Origin of the sequence: Rhizobium jaguaris, from assembly GCF_003627755.1 — a bacterium.
Taxonomy (GTDB): domain Bacteria; phylum Pseudomonadota; class Alphaproteobacteria; order Rhizobiales; family Rhizobiaceae; genus Rhizobium; species Rhizobium jaguaris.
The window spans coordinates 1,895,558-1,909,999 of record NZ_CP032694.1 but is presented as its reverse complement, the minus strand read 5'-3'; the positions used below and the strand labels follow the sequence as shown (position 1 = coordinate 1,909,999).

Sequence of the window (14,442 nt, the reverse complement as noted above, 5' to 3'; positions counted from 1 at the left end):
CTACCTATTCAAGGAACGTCATTGGGTTGACCGGGGCCGAATTCTTGCGGACTTCGAAGTGAAGCTGCGGCTGCTTGACGTCACCGCTCATGCCGGAGGTGGCAAGCGTCTGGCCACGCTGGACCTTCTGGCCGCGGGCGACGCTGAGCGCGTCCGCATGACCGTAGACCGTGACGGTGCCGTCGTCGTGACGGACAAGGACGGTGTTGCCGAGTTCCTTCAGGCCGTTGCCGGCATAGATGACCACACCGTTTTCGGCAGCCTTGATCGGCGTGCCTTCCGGAACCGAGATGTCGATACCGTCGTTGCGACTGCCGTTGACGTTGGAGCCATAGCCGGCAATGACGGCGCCGCGAACCGGCCAGCGATATTTGCCGATGCCGGTCTCTTCTGGTGCATCAGCCTGCACGTCGGCCTTGGCGGCTGCGTCGCTGACGGATTGGGTCGGCGCTGCCGCGGCAACCGCCTGCGGCTTGGCAGCGTCGGGTGCCGTTGCCTTGGACGTTGCCTTCGTTGCCTGTTCGGCAGCGGCAGTCTTCGTCGGCGCAACCTTTGCGGCAGCAGCGGCTGTTTTTGCAGCAGGCTTTGCGGTCGGCTCAGCGGCGGCCTGCTTCGGCTCCATAGCCGGCACGGCGACCGACTTCACGGCAGACTTCTGCGGCTCGATCGAGGCGGTCTTCACCGGATCCGGTCTGACCGACTCTGCCTCGGCGACAGCACCATGCGGCAGCTTCAGCGTCTGACCGATACGGACGCCACCGCCCGATTGGATGTGGTTTGCTTGTTTGAGCGCATCGACGCTGACGCCGGTGTTCTTCGCGATTCTTGCGAGCGAGTCACCAGGCTTGACGACATAGGTACCATCACCTTTCGGATGCGGACCTTTGCCGTTGCCGGCAGCGAGCTTGCCGGGATCGGCGAGGCCGGCCTGCGACTTGCCGCGCATCTGGCCGTTAGACGGCAGCACAACGGCATCCTGCTCCGGGGCTTTGGCCGGGCCCGGCATCTTGCCGCCCTTGGACAGATCCGTCGCTTCCGAGGCCATTTTAGCCGGGCTGGGGGCACCAACGCCGTTCATGGTCGGGATGATGATCTGCTGACCGGGCTGAGCGCTGGCGCTGTTCTTCAAGCCGTTAACACGCAGAATTTCCTTTTCCGGAACGCCGTAGCGGCGCGACAGCAGGTTGATGCTTTCGCCGGGACGCAACGTGACGCTCGGCGCATTGACCGCCGTCCACTCGGAAGAGGTCGCTACAGTCGGCGGCGCCTTGATCGTGCCGGTCGGCATTGCATCCGGAGCCAGAGCCGGCTCCGTTCGGGAGGCGCCAGCCTTGCCACGCGATGCCGGGAACGGCTGGGCGAGCGCTTCTTTTTCTGCCCTTGACGCGACAGGCGAACGAACCGGTGCGGCGGACGCCGTCGGGGCCGCGAGATCGGAACGCTGGATCGCAATGGGCGCGGTCGATACGCGGGCGCTCGAATAGGATGGATTGTAGCGGGCCGGGGAATTCGGATATGGCCGCGTAACCGGTGCGTTCTGCTGCGAATAATCCTGCTGCTGATAGCCGCCGCCCTGAGCAACATCGGCACGCGGCACTGGATCGCCGTCGGGGCCGGTCAGGCCGCGGCGATTGATCGAGCCCGTCGTCGTCTGATCCGGAGAGCCTGCGAAGAGCCCGCCGAAGCGCGTCGTGTCCGAACTACAAGCTGTCGCGGTGCTCGCCAGGAGAATGGCCACCAGGACTTTCCCTGCCGATTTACCGAAGTTTGACGAAAGACTGAAACCCATGACTCGACCCACTTGAGACGCAACCGTTTATGGGTCGATTAAAGCGCGTTAATCTTACCATGCGGTTAAAGCACTGGTGTCGCATGTGTTTTTTTGAGGAATTGCTAACCATAGAAGATGAATCCCGGCGCTTGCGGGGATATTCCAGGGATTTCAATCTAAATTAGGCCTCAAAGATAAGAGGCGAGCATCGGCACGATCGGCTGATAGGGAACGTCGAACAGTTCCTCGCGCTCGAAGCGGCTGCCGGTCTTGGTGAGACGCACCATGCGGCAAGTCGTGTCCGAAAGTATCAGAGGCGCGATCATCGATCCGCCGGAAACCAGTTGCTCGGCATAGAAGCGCGGCATGGCCGTGAAAGCCGAAGTCACCAGGATACGATCGAAAGTGCCCTCGCCCGGCAAACCGACGCTGCCATCAGCCTGGCGAATGATGACACTGCGCAGGCCCAAGGCGTCCATGCGCTGCTGCGCTGCCGTCGTCAGGGTCTTGTAGCGATCGACCGTCAATACCCGCTCGACAATGCGGCCCATGACGGCGGCGGTGAACCCGCTGCCGGTTCCGACTTCCAGAACGCGGTGACCCGGCTTGATCTTCAGGCTGTGAAGAACGCGGACAACGAGGTCGATGCCTTCCATAAAGGCACCGCATTCGATCGGGATTGTTCGGCTTGAATAAGCGTCATCGGCAAATTGCAGCGGCACAAAGGGAAGGCGCGGCGTCTGTTCGACGGCCGTCATCAGATCGATGTCCAATATGCCTTCGGCCCGCAGCCGCAGCACGACGGCTGCAAAGCCTTCCTTCTCGACCAAACGAGGTGTCAATCCGCTACTCCATACCCGAGCGCCCGCGCCACACGGTCTTGCACTGAATAATCCGTCAAATCGAGTTTCAAAGGAGTTACCGAAATACGATTTTGTTTCAAGGCGTGGATATCGGTGCCCGGGCGAAAAATGCCGGTGCGTTCGCCGAAGCGCAGCCAATAATAGGGAAAACCACGTCCGTCGGCCCGTTCCTCGACCTGCAGATTGAAAGCCAGATTGCCCTGCGCCGTGACTTCGATCCCAGAAACGTCGGCCGGCCGGCAGTTCGGAAAGTTCAGGTTGAGGAAGGTGCCGTCGGGCAGATCGATATCGATGAGCTTGCCAAGGAGTGCGGGTGCATGCGCCTCGACCACCTCCCAGGGTACGACGCGCGTCCCATTCTCATGCAGATAGGCTTGGCTCAGCGCAAAGGAGCGCACGCCCTGCAGCGTACCCTCGATCGCGCCGGCAATCGTGCCCGAATACGTCACATCATCGGCAACGTTGGAGCCGGAATTGACACCCGAAAGCACGAGGTCTGGCTTAATATCCATGACCTGGCGAATGCCCATGATGACACAATCCGTCGGCGTGCCGCGCAAGGCATAATGTTTTTCCGCGACCTTGCGCAGACGCAAAGGTTCGGAAAGGCTCAGCGAATGGGCAAGGCCGCTTTGGTCCGTCTCCGGAGCGACGATCCAGACATCATCAGACATAGTGCGGGCGATGCGCTCCAATACAGCCAGTCCTTCGGCATGAATGCCGTCGTCATTGGTCAGAAGTATCCGCATTGCCCCACCGCTTAAAACATGATCCCGAAAAGTGCGAAGCGGTTTTCGGACAAGATCATGTCACGTCAATTCACGCTGCCCGCTCGATCCTTTTCAGACCACCCATATATGGCAGCAGTACGTCCGGAACAGTAACCGAGCCATCCTCGTTGAGATAATTCTCGACGACGGCGATCAGGCAGCGGCCGACCGCCGTACCAGAGCCGTTCAGCGTGTGGACGAATTTCGTCGCCTTGTCGTCCTTGCCGCGGTAGCGCGCATTCATCCGTCGCGCCTGGAAATCGCCGCAGACCGAGCAGGAAGAGATTTCACGGTAGGTATCCTGCCCCGGCAGCCAGACTTCGAGATCATATGTCTTGCGGGCAGTGAAGCCCATATCGCCGGTGGACAGCGTCATGACGCGGTAATGCAAACCAAGTCGCTTCAGCACTTCCTCGGCGCAGGCGGTCATGCGCTCGTGTTCGGCAATCGAGCTTTCGGCGTCGGTGATGGACACAAGCTCGCATTTCCAGAACTGGTGCTGGCGCAGCATGCCGCGCGTATCGCGACCGGCCGAACCCGCTTCCGATCGGAACGACGGCGTCAGCGCCGTGAAGCGCAGCGGCAGCTTTTCCTGATCGAGAATTTCGCCGGAGACGAGATTGGTCAGCGTCACTTCGGCGGTCGGGATCAGCCAACGGCCGTCCGTGGTCTTGAAAAGGTCCTCGGCGAATTTCGGCAATTGGCCGGTGCCGAACATGGCCTCGTCACGCACCATCAGCGGAGAGCTGACTTCGGTATAGCCGTGCTCACCCGTATGCAGGTCCAGCATGAACTGGCCAAGCGCCCGTTCCAGGCGCGCAAGTTGCGAGGTCAGCACGGTAAAGCGGGAGCCTGAGAGCTTCGCGGCGCGCTCGAAATCCATGTAGCCGAGCGCTTCGCCAATCTCGAAGTGCTCCTTCGGCTTATGGTTCCAGGTCGGCTTGGCGCCCCAGGCATGCTTGACGATATTGTCGTGCTCATCCCTACCGACCGGCACGTCGTCAAACGGAATGTTCGGAATGCGCGAGAGGGCGTCGTTGAGCTCGGCCGTCAGCACGCGCTCTTCTTCTTCCGCTGCCGGCAGCGAGGTTTTGAATTCGGCGACTTCGGCCTTCAGCTTCTCGGCAAGCTCGGTGTTCTTCTGCGCCATGGCCGCACCAATTTCCTTCGAGGCGGCATTGCGGCGAGACTGCATGTCCTGGACGGACTGGATGACGGAGCGGCGCTTCTCGTCGAGCGCAATGAGGCTTTGCGACAAAGGCTCGGCACCGCGCTTGGCAAGCGCTGCATCCAAAGCCTCGGCATTCTCACGAATCCATCTGATATCAAGCATCGTCGTTCCAGGTTGTTGCACATGAGCACCACTCCGGCCGAGATATCGGCCGGAGATCGAACCGGCAAAACCCTATGAAAAGACGATCCGGATTTGGGGCCTAGACGCTATCCGTCTTGGCGACATCCGAAGTCTCGTCACTCTCCTCGAGCGCTTGCCGGGCACGCTGGCGTTCCACGAGTCGCGCCGCGTAGATGGAAACCTCGTAGAGAAGGATCGTCGGCAGTGCAAGGCCGATCTGGGACATCGGATCCGGCGGCGTGAGCACGGCGGCGACGATGAAGGCAAAAACGATTGCGTACTTGCGCTTCTCCGCAAGCCAGGCTGATGTCAACAAGCCGACACGCGCCAGCAGCGTGGTGATGACCGGAAGCTGGAAGACGAGGCCGAAGGAAAACACCAGCGTCATAATGAGGCTCAGATATTCCGAGACCTTCGGCAGCAGCGCGATGCCCACCTGTCCTTCGGCCGGCGTCTGCTGCATCTTCAGGAAGAACCACATCACCATGGGCGTGAAGAAGAAGTAGACCAGCGCCGCGCCCATTAGAAAGAGGATCGGCGACGCGATCAGGAACGGCAGGAAAGCGGAGCGCTCATTCTTGTAGAGGCCCGGCGCCACGAATTTATAGATCTGCGCGGCGATGATCGGAAAGGAGATCACGAGGGCGCCGAACATCGCGACCTTCACCTGGGTGAAAAAGAACTCCTGCGGCGCCGTATAGATCAGCTCGGCTTTGGCGAGATCGAGATGAGCCCATTCGACGGCCCATTTATATGGGTAGACCAGATAGTTGAAGAGATGCTTTGCGAAGGCAAAGCAGGCGATGAAGGCAACGAAAAAGGCCACCAGCGACCAGATCAGCCGCGTCCGCAATTCCATGAGGTGTTCGATAAGCGGCTGCGGCTTATCGTCGATGTCACCCGTCATGCCTCGTCCTTCTTCTTAGGCGTGGTTTTGCTGGCCGTTGAGCGCTTTCTAGGCGCGGCGGCGGGAGCGTCTGTGGTTGCAGCCTTACGGGGCGCCCGCTTCGGCTTTTCCGCGACAACCGGTGTGTCGACCACTGCAGCAACAACCTCATCCGTCTTGGCCGGCGCTTTCGCCCGCGGCTTGCGCACAGCTTTCGGCTTTGCTGGCGTCTCTTCGGCAGTGACGGCCGGCTGCGGCTTCATCGGCGGCGGAGGTGAAACAACCGGCGCCGTCGCATCGGCCGCAGGAACAATCGGAGCCGTTTTCGGCAGCCCCATGGACGGCTCGGAAACCTGATCAGCGGGCGTCGATGTGGCAGGCTTATCCACCGTCGTCGAACGCTGCAGATCGGCTTTGATCTCGTTGCCCATCTCCCGCAACGGATTCATTGCCTCTCGCAATGAATTGACCGGATTGAGCTTCTGCGCATCGGAGATCGTCTGGCGCACATCATCCAGCTCCGCCTCACGCATGGCCTCGTCAAATTGCGCGCGAAACTCGCCCGCCACTTTTCGGGCGCGCGCCGTCATTTTGCCGATCGTCCGCAACGTCGCCGGCAGTTCCTTAGGGCCAATGACCACAAGCGCCACGACGGCAATAATCAGCAGCTCTGACCAGCCTATGTCGAACATGAAAAGGCTCCTGGGCCGGCAGCGAGCCTCTCAGCTGCTGACGCACCCGACATGATTATTTCGTTTCGTCGGCCTTGTGTTCAACCGTACGCGACGCTGTCGTCTGAGACGGCGCGTCTTCGTCGTCGTTCATGCCTTTTTTGAAGCTCTTGATGCCCTTGGCAACGTCACCCATCAGCTCCGGGATCTTTCCACGACCGAACAACAACAGGGCGATGGCCAGAACGATCAGCCAATGCCATATGCTTAGAGAACCCATTGCGATAACTCCCAATTTCAACGTCTTTCCGATGTAAGACGTTTACGGATGTTTTTCAAACACCAAAATGTACTCCCGCGACGCGGATGGGGACAGCGAACGCCAAAGCCGCAGTCGAACACCCCCAACTGGGGAGAATGATTTCCATATTCGCATCCGCTAATGGCAAAACCGAGACTTGGCGCCAATGCTTGAAAAAAAGCTTTATCGCAGCTGATCGGCCCGAGATGTACGGATGGCGCCGTTTTTGGCTCAATCGTCCGAAGCGCCACCCGGCGCCAAAAGACCGAGTTCCTCCAGATCCAATTGCGTGATCGGATCTTCGTCCTCGGTCAACTCGTCGCTCATCAATGGCGACGGAATGTTGAAATTGGAGGGAATTCGGCCCGACAGCAGCCCCGCCCCCTTCAATTCCTCGAGACCGGGCAGATCGCGCAGCTCTTCGAGGCCGAAATGATCCAGGAAATCCCGCGTCGTGCCCAACGTCACCGGCCGGCCGGGGGTGCGCCGGCGTCCGCGAAAACGAACCCAACCGGATTCCATCAGCACGTCGAGTGTGCCCTTTGACGTCTGCACACCTCTGATATCTTCGATCTCGGCGCGCGTCACCGGCTGGTGATAGGCAATGATCGCCAGGACTTCGAGGGCGGCGCGCGACAGTTTCCGGACCTCGTTATCGTCGCGGCGGATCACAAAGGAAAGATCGGCGGCGGTGCGAAAGGCCCAGGCGCCGTCGACCTGTATCAGATTGACGCCGCGCGCCGCATAATCCGCCTTCAGACGCTGCATGATAGAGCTGATATCGATGCCGCGTGGAACGCGATCGGCGATAAAGCCTTCTGAAACCGGCTGGGCGGAGGCAAAGACCAGGGCTTCGGCAATACGTTCGGCCTCGCGGAGGAGGTGCGCATCGACACCCGGCGCTATCGGCGCAGCCGCTTCGTCGTCCATGTGCTGATTGTTGTCCGGGCCGGTCACGCTCACTCCTGTTCTATTCCGCCGCCTCGAGTTCTATATGGTTCGGCCCGCGCCGCATATAGAGCGGCTGGAAGGCGCCCTCCTGCCGGATCTCCAGCTTGCCTTCCCGCACGAGCTCCAACGAGGCGGCGAAGGCGCTGGCAATGGCAGTGATGCGCTCGCTCGCATCGGTCATATAGTCCAAAAGATAGTGTTCCAAAGCCGTCCAATCGGTGATCTCGCCGATCATCCGGCTGAGAATCGTACGCGCATCGACCAGCGACCAGACACGACGCCGCTCGATCGTCACCTGCGTGATCGCCTGACGCTGACGCAAGCTCGCATAGGCGGTCAGAAGATCGTAGAGGCTGGCGTCATAGGCCGACTGGCGCCGATCGGGAATATGTTCCGGTGCTCCGCGGGCAAAGACGTCGCGGCCGAGACGATTGCGGTTGACGAGATCGGTCGCTGCATCGCGCATGGCCTCGAGGCGTTTCAGGCGGAAGGCGAGCGTCGCAGCCATCTCCTCACCGGTCGGGCCGTCTTCTTTGCTCTGCTGCGGAATGAGCAGTTTCGATTTGAGGTAGGCGAGCCAGGCCGCCATAACGAGATAGTCGGCAGCAAGCTCGATGCGGATCCGCCGGGCGCGCTCGATGAACTGCAGATATTGCTCGGCGAGCGACAGCACCGAGATCCGCGACAAATCGACCTTCTGGTTGCGGGCGAGATGCAGCAGAAGGTCGAGCGGGCCTTCGAAGCCGGCAATGTCGACGACAAGTGCCGGTTCATGCATGCCGCGCTCGGCGCCATTGTCCTGCCACAGCTTGTCCATCGGCGTCTGCGCCTGCATATTCTTCTCCGTGCCGTCCACCATGTTCGCCCCTCAGATCCCTACTGCATAATTCCTTAAATCGGAGCCGATTTAAGGAATTATGCAGCATTTCAAAGCGCTACAGCGTCCTTAGCGTGTCTTAAAAGACGCGCGGCGCTGTAGAGTTCGATCCTACGCCACCGCAAGCATCGCATCGAATTCCGCGCGGATCGAAGCCTCGTCGGCACCGTCGTTGCTGCCGAAAGCCGCCTCGACCGCTTTCGTGCGCGCCAGCGCGGCACCGGTCAACACCGGAACATTGCGCACCACCTGCTGCATCTCATCCATCACGCCATTGCAATGCAGCACGATATCGCAGCCGCCCGCAACAATATTCGCCGCCCGCTCGCCAATCGTGCCGGCAAGCGCGTTCATCGAGGTATCGTCCGAGAGCAGCAGACCCTGGAAGCCAATATGGCCGCGGATGATCTCGTCAATGACCTTGCGCGACGTTGTCGCCGGATTGGCGGGGTCGATGTCGGTAAAAACGACATGGCAGGTCATTGCCATCAGCTCATCCTTGAGCGCCACGAAGGGCGGAAAGTCATGCGCTTCCAGCTCCGTGCGCGGAACAGTGACAACCGGCAATTCATGATGTGAATCGGCAAAGCCGCGGCCATGGCCGGGCATATGCTTCATCACCGGCAGCACGCCGCCGGCCTTGAGGCCCTCGGCGGCCGCGCGCCCCATCTCCGTCACCGTCACGGGATCACCACCATAGGCGCGGTTGCCGATGACATTGCTTGAACCTTCGACCGGCACGTCGAGCACCGGCAGGCAATCGACGTTGATGCCGAATTTCAGAAGATCGAAAGCATGCAGCCGCGACATCAGCCAGGCGGCGCGCAGGCCCTGTTCGCGGTTTTTGCGATAGATGTCGCCCAGCGCCTGACCGGACGGATAATGCGGCAGGATCGGCGGGCGGATGCGTTGCACCCTGCCCCCTTCCTGGTCGATCAATACGGGCGCATCGCGACCGACGCTATCGCGCAGGGAGGCGACGAGATCGGCAATCTGCGCCGGCTCGGAAATGTTGCGTCCAAAGAGAATAAAGCCCCACGGCTGTTCCGACTGATAGAAGGAACGCTCTTCGGGCGTGATGGAATGGCCGCTACAGCCGAGGATCATGGATTTTGATTCGGTCATGTTCGAATCATAAAGGCCGCCTCGCGAAATGCGAATAACCTCAAACCGAGATACACAAAAGAAAACGGCGAGCCTCAGCCCGCCGTTTTCAACAATCGTAGGGCTTTGATCTCTTACTTCGAGATCAGGCAGGTGCCGCCTGCTGCGCGGTAACGCTCGCAGATAGCGGCGGCTTCGTCCTTGGAGCCGGCGACGACGCGGACGCGATAGTAGGTGCCCTTGCCGGCGATGTCGGCCTTGCGAATTTCGAGCGGGTGACCGCCGATAACGCTGGCGAACTTCGCCTTCAGGTTAGCCTGCGATTTCTGCGCCTCGGCCTCGGAAGGCAGCGAAGCGATCTGCACACCGTAAGCACCGCCTGCGCTTGCCGATGCGGCCGGAGCCGTCTGGGCCGCGGCCGGGCTCGCCGACGCAACCTGTTGGGGCTGTGGCTTCGGCTGTGCCGGAACCGGACGAGCGGCAACGTTGTTCGTGGCAGGAGCGGCATTCGTGGCAGGGGCGACAGCAGGACGCGCCGGCTGCTGCACCGGCCGCGATGTCGGGACAGGGGTTGTCTTCACGACACGGATCGGCGTGCTTTCGGCACTGGCAGCATCACCATCGGCAGGCTGGGCAGCGGCCGGCTGCGAGGCCTGCGCATCCGCCGTCGAGGGGCGAAGATCAGCGGAGGCAACCTGGCTGTCAGCCGGCGGTTTCGCAGCCACGGCCTTCGGCGTCGATGCCGGGGATGCTGCCGTCGTGGTCTTGTCGACAGCCGGCTCTTCGCGAGCGACCAGCGAGCCGTCCGGCTTGACGATCATCGTGCGCACCTTGCGCGGCGACACGGAGGGGACCTGAGCATCGTTGTTGGCAGCCGTATCGGCGTTGTTGCCGTTCTGATTCGGCAGCAGCCGCGGATCCTCGGTTTCACCGACTGGAGTCGGCGTTACCTGATCGTCGCTGCCGTCGTCGGGCGACACGGCTTCGGGGATCAAGGTTTTCTGAACGACATCCACCGGCTGCTCGTTGGAGGAAACCAGTTGCTTCTGCTTCGGTGCTGCGGTGCTGTCCCCAGCTACCCGGTCGTAGACAGCCTTGTCCTGATTGGGAACAACTGTACCACCCGGGTTTTCCGGAGCGACCTTGACCGGACCAGCATCGGCTGCGATGACGCGCGGCTCGCCGGAGAAGCTCGAAATCGGCGAACCGTGACGAACCCAGCCGTAGACGCCATAGGCGCCGAGACCCAGAACCGCGATGACGGCAGCGGCCGTCGCCATGCCGCGGAACGAGCGTGCCGGCCGGCGACCGGCTACAGCTGCCGGGTTCAGCGTCATCCGGGCGACATTCTCGACCGGATTGGACGCTTCACGGTAGCTGCGGCGGAAGTCCTCTTCCAAAGCCCGCTCGAACTCGTCGAACTCGTCGGCGGGCTGTTTGGCCACCACCGCAGCGGGCTTTGCTACAGCATTCTTGGACCAGGAAGCAGCCATCGCAGCGCCGCCGAGGGCGGCCGCGGCCGCCGGCTTGATCGGCTCGGGAGCCGTTTCCTTAGCAGGCGTGCTGAACAGGCTTGCCATTTCCGAGTCGATGTCGAAATCATATTCCGGCGGAACCACGATCGGCTGTTCCGGCTCGACGGGCGGCAGGTTCGGCACATGAGAGCCTTCGAAACTCTCGACGCGATCTTCCGTATCGGAGATTTCGGCAGGATCGAAAGGCAATGCCTGGTCGGCATCGAAAACCGGCGCAGCCTTGCGCGCCGCCGGTGCTGCGGCAACGACGGGCGGCTGGACCGAACGCTGAAGAGCCGGCTCCGGACGCGGAGTCTGCACAATATGGGGCGCGGCAGCCACCGGGGCCGCCGTAACGGGCGGAGCAGCTGGAGGCTGCGCTAGCGGCGTCGCCCGAGAAATAACCGGGGAAGGCTGCTGTGCGGCGATCGGAGCGGGCGTTGGCCGCGTGATCGGAGCAGGCTTGTTCGTTTCGGCGAAATCGAGCTCGGCAAGCTCCATTTCGATATCGGCAAGGTCGAATTCGAAGTCTTGACCGGCGAAGGGATCGTCGGCTTCCAGAACGATCGGCTTCGGCTCCTCTCGTTGCGGGGTCTTCGCGGCGGCAGGAGTAGCCGCAACAGCGGCCGCAGTGCCAACATCCGGAGCAGGCGGTGGCGACGCCATCGCCTGCGACCCGAAAATATCGAAGTCCGGCTCGGCCTTGGCCTCCGGTGCGACGCCCCTGGCGGGAACAGGATAACGGTCGACATCGGCCAGCAGATCATCGATCTCGGCAGAAAGGGCCGCAGCATCCATCAGGGCCGGCTTGACCGGCTCCGGTGCCCTGGCCACCGGCGCTGCCGGCTGAGCAACAACAGGCTGGGGCTGAGGGGGTTGAGGTTGAGGCGCGTCCTGCATCATCGGCAGATCGAAATCGAGCGCCGTTTCGATGGGCGGCTGCGCCTGAACAACGGGTGGTGCGACCGGAGCCTGAGCCGCTGGCTTTGCCAGTTCGCGTACTTGCGGCGGAGTATTCACAGTGAAATTGGCAAGCGGCAACCGCACAGTGGCGGCAGCGGACTGCGGCGTCGGCGTAACGACGGGCTTCGGAGCTGAGGCCGCTGCCTGCGGCGCCGGGACAGGCTGCGGAGCCCGCACGGGCTGCAAGGTCGGCGCGATCGACATTTCGAGTTCGTCAATGAGATCGCGCGCGCTGGCAGCCTGCCTGACCGGAGCCGTGGGTTGCTGCGGCAATTCGACAAACTCGGGTTCGGTGCGCGTCGGTTCTCCCGGATGCGAAAGCTGGGCTTCGCCGGCAAAAGGCTGATCTTCCGGCGAGACCGGAATGTCATCAGCAGGACTCAAACGAGGCGCATCATAACGTTCGAATTCCCGCAAGAGCTCATCTTCGAGATCGAAGGCCGGCTCTTGTCGCTGAGTTGCAGGCGCCGCCTGGGCGGCGGGCCGCGGCTCGAAACCGACGATGCGGGCGAGTTCGGCAAGCGGATCATCATCCGCAAAGAACTCGTCGTTTCCGCTTGCGCGATACGCCAACTGTTTTTCTGCCATCACCCAATCCACTCGCAAACGATACAGTTAAATGCCAGTGCATTGTGGGCAAATGGTGACGTTTATCGCATTTCGTCCGGTGCAGCGGTCCCGGTTATACCAAGGCCCGACTTCAAAACCGACGCGACAGCGTACACCAGCCCAAGTCTGGCAATGCTTAATTCTCGGTTCTTATCGTTAACAAATCGTAATTCAGGTAAATCTTTACCTTTATTCCAATGTCCATGGAAGGAACTAGCCAAATCGTAAAGATAGAAAGCGATGCGGTGAGGCTCCTGTGACTGAGCTGCAGCCTCGACGATTCGCGGGAATTCTGCAATCTTTGCGATGAGCTGTAATTCGGCCGGATCGGAGACCGCGCCGCTGACCGCTTTCGCCAGATCCAGCGAGGCAATATCGAGATCCGGGAAGGCCTCCTTGGCCTGGCGGAAGACCGACATGCAGCGCGCATGGGCATATTGCACGTAGAAGACCGGATTGTCCTTGGACTGTTCGGTCACCTTGGCGAAGTCGAAGTCCAGAGGTTCGGAATTTTTCCGGTACAGCATCATGAACCGTACGGAATCGCGGCCAACCTCTTCGACGACATCACGCAGCGTGACGAAATCGCCGGAGCGCTTCGACATCTTCACCGGCTCGCCGTTGCGGAAAAGCTTGACGAGCTGGCAGAGCAGCACCGTTAGTTTCGCCTGACCATCCGAGACGCCGCGTGCCACGGCTTCCAGCCGCTTGACGTAGCCACCGTGGTCGGCGCCGAGAATATAGATCATCTCATTGAAGCCGCGATCGAACTTATTCTTGAAATAAGCGACGTCGGCGGCGAAATAGGTATAGGAACCGTCCGACTTGATCAGCGGCCGATCGATATCGTCACCCACTTCCGTCGAACGGAACAAGGTCTGCTCGCGATCTTCCCAATCTTCCGGCAACTGTCCCTTCGGCGGCGGCAGAGCGCCCTTGTAGACATATCCTTTGAAGGTCAGGTCGTTGATCGCGGTGCGGATCAGGGCGGCGCCGTTGGCATGCAGCGTCCGCTCCGAGAAGAAGACGTCGTGATGAACGTTCAACGCATCCAGGTCCGAACGGATCATTGCCATCATCGCTTCGATGGCGCGTTCCTTGATGATCGGCAGCCATTGGTCTTCCGGCATGCCGCGCAGCTTGGTGCCGAACTCCTTCGCCAGCGCTTCGCCGACCGGAACGAGATAATCGCCGGGATAGAGACCCGCCGGGATGTCGCCGACCTGCTCGCCTAGAGCCTCCCGGTAACGGAGGAAGACAGAGCGCGCCAGCACGTCGATCTGCGAACCGGCGTCGTTGATGTAATATTCCTTGGTGACGTCATAGCCGGCAAAGCCGAGCAGATTCGCCAGCGCATCGCCGACGACGGCGCCTCGGCAATGGCCGACATGCATCGGCCCCGTCGGATTGGCGGAAACATATTCCACATTGACTTTCTGGCCTGCGCCGAGCGTCGAGCGGCCGAATTTTTCCCCTTCGGAGATCATCGTCGCCAGCAGGCGCTGCCAATAGCCGACCGAAAGGCGAATATTGATGAACCCGGGGCCTGCGACCGAAACCTCGGCAACATCGGCATCTTCCCGCAATTTGGCGATGATGATTTCAGCGAGCGCGCGCGGGTTCGTGCCGAGCGGCTTCGACAACACCATGGCCGCATTGGTGGCAACATCGCCGTGACTGGCGTCTCTCGGCGGCTCCACGCCGACACGGCCGAAGTCGAGTTCGGATCGCTTTTCCTTCACAATATCAATTTGTTCAAGAGCGTTCTTAATTCTGACTTCGAAATCGGTGAAAAGGTTCATCATATT

12 protein-coding genes are annotated in these 14,442 nt (G+C 61.0%); all 12 read right to left on the bottom strand.

Annotated elements, in window-relative coordinates; all coding sequences use genetic code 11:
• Window positions 1-4 precede the first annotated feature (4 nt).
• Complete coding sequence (locus CCGE525_RS09370) at window positions 5-1,789, bottom strand: LysM peptidoglycan-binding domain-containing M23 family metallopeptidase (RefSeq protein WP_120704022.1); 1,785 nt, start codon at window positions 1,787-1,789, stop codon at window positions 5-7.
• Window positions 1,790-1,959: 170 nt separating this feature from the next.
• A complete protein-coding gene (locus CCGE525_RS09365) occupies window positions 1,960-2,613 on the bottom strand; it encodes a protein-L-isoaspartate(D-aspartate) O-methyltransferase (RefSeq protein ID WP_120704021.1) in 654 nt (217 codons plus the stop codon).
• The gene (surE, locus tag CCGE525_RS09360; RefSeq protein WP_120704020.1) at window positions 2,610-3,383 is read right to left on the bottom strand and encodes a 5'/3'-nucleotidase SurE; all 774 of its coding nucleotides are present in this window, start codon (window positions 3,381-3,383) and stop codon (window positions 2,610-2,612) included. Before surE ends, CCGE525_RS09365 begins: the two co-directional genes overlap by 4 nt.
• A gap of 70 nt (window positions 3,384-3,453) precedes the next feature.
• The gene (serS, locus tag CCGE525_RS09355; RefSeq protein WP_120704019.1) at window positions 3,454-4,737 is read right to left on the bottom strand and encodes a serine--tRNA ligase; all 1,284 of its coding nucleotides are present in this window, start codon (window positions 4,735-4,737) and stop codon (window positions 3,454-3,456) included.
• A 100-nt stretch (window positions 4,738-4,837) separates the two neighbouring features.
• Complete coding sequence (gene tatC, locus CCGE525_RS09350) at window positions 4,838-5,665, bottom strand: twin-arginine translocase subunit TatC (RefSeq protein WP_120704018.1); 828 nt, start codon at window positions 5,663-5,665, stop codon at window positions 4,838-4,840.
• Window positions 5,662-6,336 carry a Sec-independent protein translocase protein TatB gene (tatB, locus tag CCGE525_RS09345; RefSeq protein ID WP_120704017.1) on the bottom strand — a complete coding sequence of 225 codons (675 nt, stop codon included), beginning with the start codon at window positions 6,334-6,336 and terminating at the stop codon, window positions 5,662-5,664. The genes tatC and tatB overlap by 4 nt, the downstream gene beginning before the upstream one ends.
• Before the next feature lie 55 nt (window positions 6,337-6,391).
• Window positions 6,392-6,595 carry a twin-arginine translocase TatA/TatE family subunit gene (locus CCGE525_RS09340; protein WP_120704016.1) on the bottom strand — a complete coding sequence of 68 codons (204 nt, stop codon included), beginning with the start codon at window positions 6,593-6,595 and terminating at the stop codon, window positions 6,392-6,394.
• A gap of 252 nt (window positions 6,596-6,847) precedes the next feature.
• Entirely contained in the window at window positions 6,848-7,546 is a 699-nt protein-coding gene (gene scpB, locus CCGE525_RS09335; protein WP_120706343.1) for an SMC-Scp complex subunit ScpB, read from the bottom strand.
• 40 nt (window positions 7,547-7,586) lie between these two features.
• Window positions 7,587-8,426 (bottom strand): segregation and condensation protein A, encoded by an 840-nt coding sequence (locus CCGE525_RS09330; protein ID WP_120704015.1) that lies wholly within the window; start codon window positions 8,424-8,426, stop codon window positions 7,587-7,589.
• Between the two features lie 129 nt (window positions 8,427-8,555).
• Window positions 8,556-9,569 carry a beta-N-acetylhexosaminidase gene (nagZ, locus tag CCGE525_RS09325; RefSeq protein ID WP_120704014.1) on the bottom strand — a complete coding sequence of 338 codons (1,014 nt, stop codon included), beginning with the start codon at window positions 9,567-9,569 and terminating at the stop codon, window positions 8,556-8,558.
• Between the two features lie 113 nt (window positions 9,570-9,682).
• The gene (locus tag CCGE525_RS09320) at window positions 9,683-12,613 is read right to left on the bottom strand and encodes an SPOR domain-containing protein (RefSeq protein WP_120704013.1); all 2,931 of its coding nucleotides are present in this window, start codon (window positions 12,611-12,613) and stop codon (window positions 9,683-9,685) included.
• Between the two features lie 62 nt (window positions 12,614-12,675).
• On the bottom strand, window positions 12,676-14,436 hold the full coding sequence (argS, locus tag CCGE525_RS09315) for an arginine--tRNA ligase (RefSeq protein ID WP_120704012.1): 1,761 nt from the start codon (window positions 14,434-14,436) through the stop codon (window positions 12,676-12,678).
• Between the last annotated feature and the right edge of the window lie 6 nt (window positions 14,437-14,442).

Bases quoted from the DNA above. Each gene is read 5' to 3' on its own strand.
- tatC (WP_120704018.1), bottom strand. From the start codon at position 5,665: ATGACGGGTGACATCGACGATAAGCCGCAGCCGCTTATCGAACACCTC.
- CCGE525_RS09330 (WP_120704015.1), bottom strand. From the start codon at position 8,426: ATGGTGGACGGCACGGAGAAGAATATGCAGGCGCAGACGCCGATGGAC.
- surE (WP_120704020.1), bottom strand. From the start codon at position 3,383: ATGCGGATACTTCTGACCAATGACGACGGCATTCATGCCGAAGGACTG.
- tatB (WP_120704017.1), bottom strand. From the start codon at position 6,336: ATGTTCGACATAGGCTGGTCAGAGCTGCTGATTATTGCCGTCGTGGCG.
- argS (WP_120704012.1), bottom strand. From the start codon at position 14,436: ATGAACCTTTTCACCGATTTCGAAGTCAGAATTAAGAACGCTCTTGAA.
- scpB (WP_120706343.1), bottom strand. From the start codon at position 7,546: ATGGACGACGAAGCGGCTGCGCCGATAGCGCCGGGTGTCGATGCGCAC.
- nagZ (WP_120704014.1), bottom strand. From the start codon at position 9,569: ATGACCGAATCAAAATCCATGATCCTCGGCTGTAGCGGCCATTCCATC.
- CCGE525_RS09320 (WP_120704013.1), bottom strand. From the start codon at position 12,613: ATGGCAGAAAAACAGTTGGCGTATCGCGCAAGCGGAAACGACGAGTTC.
- CCGE525_RS09340 (WP_120704016.1), bottom strand. From the start codon at position 6,595: ATGGGTTCTCTAAGCATATGGCATTGGCTGATCGTTCTGGCCATCGCC.
- CCGE525_RS09370 (WP_120704022.1), bottom strand. From the start codon at position 1,789: ATGGGTTTCAGTCTTTCGTCAAACTTCGGTAAATCGGCAGGGAAAGTC.
- serS (WP_120704019.1), bottom strand. From the start codon at position 4,737: ATGCTTGATATCAGATGGATTCGTGAGAATGCCGAGGCTTTGGATGCA.